Genomic DNA, 3343 nt, shown 5'->3' with positions numbered 1-3343 from the left:
TATAGGAAAGAACTTAAATAAAAAGTATAAATTTGTCCCAACATTTAACCACCAGAATGAAGCCGGTTACCCTCTCACTTTTATCTATTGTTATTCCACTCTATAATGAAGAAGAAAATGTAGAACTTCTTACATCTAAAATTAATGAGAGTCTGCAAGGTTATTTCTATCAGATTATATATGTAGATGATTTTTCCACAGACCTTACCCGCAAAAAGATAAAAGATATAAAAGATCCCAACGTTCATTTAATAGCATTAAAAAAGAACTATGGTCAAAGTTTGGCTCTGGCTGCAGGTATTGACTATGCCAAAGGCGAATATATCATTACTATGGACGGTGACCTGCAAAATGATCCTCAGGATATTCCTAAAATGTTGGAGTATGCGGTGAGCGGCGAATATGATGTTGTTACTGGAATCCGGCAAAAAAGAAAGGATTCTTTGGTTAAGAAAATCCCGTCCAAGATTGCTAATTTCTTGGTTAGGCGTGTAACTAAATTAGATATCAAAGACAATGGATGTGCCCTAAAGGTATTTACAAGGGATATTGCTAAAGATTTGAACCTTTATGGTGAAATGCATCGCTTTATCACCTTACTGGCACATTTAGAAGGTGCTCAGATAAAGCAGGTCCCTGTGCAACACCATGCAAGAAATGCCGGAGTATCCAAGTATGGATTAGAACGCGTTTTTAAGGTGGTGGCCGATATGATGCTACTCCTTTTTATAAGAAAATATTTCCAACGACCCATTCATTTATTTGGTATTCTTGGAGTTTTGCTAATTATATTGGGAATCTTTATTAATATCTATTTGCTTATCATAAAAGTAGGTTTCGGACAGGATATAGGAACCAGGCCGCTACTCATTTTTGGAATGATGTTCATATTAGCGGGGATACAGCTGTTTACCATAGGTATAGTTATGGAACTTCTCATTCGAACATATTATGAATCGCAAAATAAAAGGCCCTACAGAATTAAAAGTATATCTATAGGTGGCCAATAATCGTAAAAAAGGGATTACCCTTCTTAAAATCCTTTTTAGCTTTGTTCTGCTGTATTTTGTTTTTACCAAAATTCAATTCAAAGAGGTTTGGGATATTCTTAAGGGAAGTAATTTAGGATACCTGTTTATAGCGCTCTTGTTTTTTATCCTTTCCAAGGTTTTATCAGCCTTTCGCCTAAACCTGTATATTCATCAAATCAAGATATTTCTTACTCAATTAAGCAATTTAAAACTATACCTCCTTGGCATGTTTTATAACTTGTTTTTACCAGGTGGAATTGGGGGAGACGCTTATAAAGGATATGTATTAAAGAAAAAATATGAGGTAAAGACCAAAAGCGTTGTTTCTATTCTTGTTTTAGATCGGCTTAATGGACTTTTGCTGATCTTTGTGATCAGCTGTTTGCTTGCACTATTTTTAGATGAAGGCCGTTTACAGCCCTATAAACTCATTTTTGGAATAGCAATTGGGCTTAGTATTCTTATTTTTTGGCTTTTTAATAAAAGGTTTTTTTCATTCGTTTATCCTGTTTTCTGGAAATCTTTGGGGTATTCGGCTTTGGTCCAACTAGCTCAATTGGTAAGTGTTTTATTTATTTTACAGGCTTTAGATGTGCAAGGCGATAACATTGCCTATTTATTTATTTTCCTAATATCGTCTATTGTTTCTGTTTTACCATTGACAATAGGCGGAATAGGAAGCAGGGAAGTAGTTTTCTATTACGGAGCACTTTGGTTGGGATTAGATGAGAATACTTCAGTAAGTATCAGCATGCTCTTTTTTCTAATAACCGCCGCAGTTTCCCTTGCAGGAATTATTTACCATTTTAAAAAACCCGAATTGGAAGAGATCCCGGCCTAAAACTTATTCGATCAGGTGAATTAAATGCATGCTGTTTAACACTTGCTTCCTGCTGGCAGGATTTAAAAACTTTGGTTGTAAACGTGTTATCCTGAATTGATCTGCAGTAAAATGCCTGTCCCAATGCACACCGGCTTCTTTTAGTTTTTTAAGATCGTCATCTGTGCCATAAACCCAAACTGCTTCCTTCTGCAGATCTGCAACTTCTATTGTTTGAACGGGATGTTGGTTGTAAAAATCCAGGGCCCAAGTAGACCCGGAGGTAATTTTATATATCTCATCGGCCGGAATGTCATTTTCAGCAACTATACCAGACATAGTAGAGCCCGCCTGATACTCTAATAAAGATGGATAAAAATGTAAATTCAAAACAGCATTTAAAAGAAGAGAACTGTATATCGAGATAGTTAATAATCGAAGACCATATTCCTGCTGCTTTAAACAGAAATATCCTATTAGAACAAAGGCTGATAATAATAAAACATAGGCATACCAGTTTGAAATTTTAAACACAAAAAAACAAATCAGAATTGAGGTAATACAAACTAAACCCAGAATGAAAGTTTGCAGTCCAAGAAATACTTTCATCTTTTTTACTTTTGCAGAATTGATTAAATCCTGCACAAAAGAAGCCGAAAGTACCGCGAACAAAGGAATCATAATATTTAGGTAGTGCGGTAATTTAAATTGTGCAAAGCTTATAATTAAAAAAATTAAAGTAATACCCCCAATTGTAAGAAATTCCAGGCCAGAATCCCTCCTGAATTTAGTTTTAAAAAATGCCTTGACCTGTGTCCAATAAGCAGCAAGGCCTAGTATTGTCCATGGAATAAATACCCATAAAAAAGTGTGGAAAAAGAAAAAATAATCGCTGCTATTCTTTCCTACCCCTTCTCCGCTTAAGCGTTCAAAACTTTGTTCCCAGAGAATAAAGAGTATACCACTCCTGTGATCTTTGCCTCGAATTATTTTTTCCGGATGCAGATCAAATTGCAGGTAATAGGCATAAAGTATAGGTGAAATAGTTAATCCAAATACTACCAATGCAGCTAATACCTTCCAACTGAATAGTAATTTCCATTTATTGCTATAACCTAAATGGCAAAGTATTGGAAGACCTATAACTAATAGTGCAATCTGCCCTTTTGTGGAAAAAGCAATTCCGGCACCAAACGCACCCAGAAGTAAATTTTTCAGGGAATTTTTTTCTATATAAGCTGCCAGTTGCCAAATAGCCAAAGCGGTAAATCCGGTAAGAACAGCATCAGTCCGTACGTCAATATTAGACAACATGATGGTTTGTGCTGTCATAAAAATAAGAGAAGCTATTTTACCTACCTCCTTGTTATACAAAACCTTACCCAACCCATAACAGCTGTATGCACCTAGCAATGTTGCCAGGATACCGGGAATTCTATAAGCCCAATCGTAAAGACCGAAAATTTTAAAAGCAATGGCCGCCAGCCAGTAA

The 3343-nt window shown here is 35.8% G+C and carries 3 protein-coding genes; 2 read left to right on the top strand and 1 reads right to left on the bottom strand.

Going from position 1 to position 3343, the window contains the following annotated elements:
• The first annotated feature begins 56 nt into the window (after window positions 1–56).
• Window positions 57–1010 (top strand): glycosyltransferase family 2 protein, encoded by a 954-nt coding sequence (locus WBN20_RS13520; RefSeq protein ID WP_424271284.1) that lies wholly within the window; start codon window positions 57–59, stop codon window positions 1008–1010.
• Window positions 1000–1872, top strand: a complete 873-nt coding sequence (locus WBN20_RS13515) for a lysylphosphatidylglycerol synthase transmembrane domain-containing protein (RefSeq protein WP_424282073.1) — start codon at window positions 1000–1002, stop codon at window positions 1870–1872. The genes WBN20_RS13520 and WBN20_RS13515 overlap by 11 nt, the downstream gene beginning before the upstream one ends.
• Window positions 1873–1875: 3 nt before the next feature.
• Here WBN20_RS13515 and WBN20_RS13510 read toward each other — a convergent pair.
• Window positions 1876–3343 (bottom strand): glycosyltransferase family 39 protein (locus WBN20_RS13510; RefSeq protein WP_424282072.1); only part of this gene is annotated, 1468 nt, incomplete at its 5' end.

Source organism: Eudoraea sp. (assembly GCF_049665975.1).
In the GTDB taxonomy this organism is placed as follows: domain Bacteria; phylum Bacteroidota; class Bacteroidia; order Flavobacteriales; family Flavobacteriaceae; genus Eudoraea.
The sequence above is the reverse complement of the archived record's forward strand: the minus strand, read 5'-3'. Positions and strand labels throughout refer to the sequence as shown.